2 protein-coding genes are annotated in these 2,093 nt (G+C 69.1%); both read right to left on the minus strand.

The annotated features are described in order from the left end of the window. Positions 1–90 precede the first annotated feature (90 nt). Positions 91–1,599 (minus strand): PQQ-dependent sugar dehydrogenase, encoded by a 1,509-nt coding sequence (locus tag VF468_24320; protein HEX5881414.1) that lies wholly within the window; start codon positions 1,597–1,599, stop codon positions 91–93. A 200-nt stretch (positions 1,600–1,799) separates the two neighbouring features. Beyond that, on the minus strand, positions 1,800–2,093 hold a 294-nt coding region (locus VF468_24325), incomplete at its 5' end, for a CHRD domain-containing protein (protein ID HEX5881415.1).

Here is a 2,093-nt window from a genome sequence, read left to right on the forward strand (position 1 = left end):
CTCCTCCTCGGACCGCACGCGGCGAGAGGCCGGGGTATCCCCCGGCCTCTCCGGTGTACCCACTCCCGCGAAGCGCTGTGGTCCGCGCGGCTAGTTCGCGGGAACGATCCTCAAGACGACGCCGTCGGTGCCGAATGGGCGGCCGGTCTTGTTGCCGGTGACGTACACCTCACCGCTGGTGTCCTGACCCATCCCCAGCACCGCCATGGTGGGCGGGAATGTCTCCGGGCCATGGGACGGGGCGGTGAGACCCAGCTCGGCGATGGCCTGTGGGAACCCTCTGAGCTCATGGACCGTGCGATGGTTGGCGGCCGCGAGGTTGGGGACCGGCGCCAGGGACAGCAGCCGCCCGTGGTCGTCGGGTCCGTCCGGGAACAGGAATAGCCGCGAGTACTCGCCGAACACGTAGCGGTCCTCCAGCTGCGGGAACCTGGTCCCGTGGTAGACGAAGCCGCCGATGACCGAGTGGCCCTCGTGGTGGGTGTCGTACTGGGCCAGCGGGTCGCTCAGCCTGGACGGGATCGGCCTGGCGGGGTCGGCCTTGCGGCTGGCGAAGCCAGGGTCGTTGCCGTTGATGTGGAAGAAGAACGACCCTTCCCGGAAGTTCCAGCCGTAGTTGCCGCCCCTGGTGACGACGTCGACCTCCTCCAGGTCGTTTTGGCCCACGTCCCCCAAAAACAGCAGGCCGGTCTCAGTGTCGAACGAGAACCGGTAGGGGTTGCGGAAGCCCAGCGCGTAGACCTCGCCCAGTGCGCCGGCGGTCCCGACGAAGGGGTTGTCGGAGGGGATCCCGTACTGGCCATTCGCCGAGGTACGGCCGTCCACGTCGATCCGCAGGACCTTGCCGTGCGGCGTGTTGAGCTTCTGGGCGTTGCCGTCGCCCTGGTGGCCGACCGTCGGCGCCTCCCCACACGGCGGGTAGTTCGGCGGCGCCGTGGTGAACAGCTGGCCGTCGGCGTCGTCGGCGCTGCCGCCGTCACCCATCGAGACGTACAGCATCCGGTCGGGCCCAAAGGCCAGGTCGCCGCCGTCGTGGTTGAACTGCGGCCAGTCCACGCGCATGAGCTCACGCCGGCTGGCGGGATCGACCACGCCCCCCCTCGCCATCCACTCGGCCACGACGTTCTGATGGTCTGGCGCTGTGCCCGGCGGCACTGTGCTCGGGAAGGTCGGCAGCCCGACGACAGGCTCCGAGGTGTAGGTGTACAGCTTTCCGTTCGACCCGTAGTCGGGGTGGAACGCCACCCCCAGGAAGCCGCGCTCGTCGAAGGTTCCCGGGCCGCAGACACCCAGCGGCACCAGCCGCCCGCTGACGTCCAAGACCAGTGCCTTCATCCCAGTCGCCAGGTCGACGCGCCAGAGCTGGCCCGGCTGGTCGACCACGTACAGGCCGCTGGCGTCGCCCGGGGCCGTGACCGCCTTCCCCGGCGACACCAGGCCCTCGGCCACGACCTCCAGGTCGATCCTGGGGCCGCCCGGCCCGCTGATCCGGGCGAAGACCGTGTCGTCGTAGGGATCATCGAGCGGGTGCGCCTGCGCAGCCGATGCCGCCAGCACCACGGTCACCAGCGCGAGCACGCCGACAGCACGAAACCTCATCTTCCCCTCCTTCGCTACCAGGACCTACGGCGTCGACGCACCGATGGTTGGCTGCCGAGGCGGCCAGGCGGCCGGCGCGGCCCGCTCCCCTCCGTCGTACCCGGACCCCCAGTTCGCCAGGCAAGCCGAGCTGAGCTGAGCCGCCAAGAGCACCGGATTTCGATCTAGTGCTCTACCGCCCTGGTCCTGCCATTGGTGGCCTATTTGGCGAGCTGCCCGCGGACCGCCCCTGCCGGGAACACGTCGCTGTGAATGTTCACGTAGTAGCTCTCCGGGTTCTGCCTGATGGCCTTGATCAGCTCCTCGCTCACGCCCGAGACACAGGCACTGGCTCTGTCGGTGCCTGCCAAGGAACCGGCGAACAGCGGGACCACCACGTCCCCGGCAACTCCGGCGGCTCCAACATGGATGTGCGCTGCCGTCACAGTGCCGTCGATCCCAGCCCAGCTCAGGTCGAAGCAGACCTCCCCTTGGCCCTGGTTGAGGGTGATGAG

Source organism: Actinomycetota bacterium (genome assembly GCA_036280995.1).
GTDB lineage: Bacteria > Actinomycetota > CALGFH01 > CALGFH01 > CALGFH01 > CALGFH01.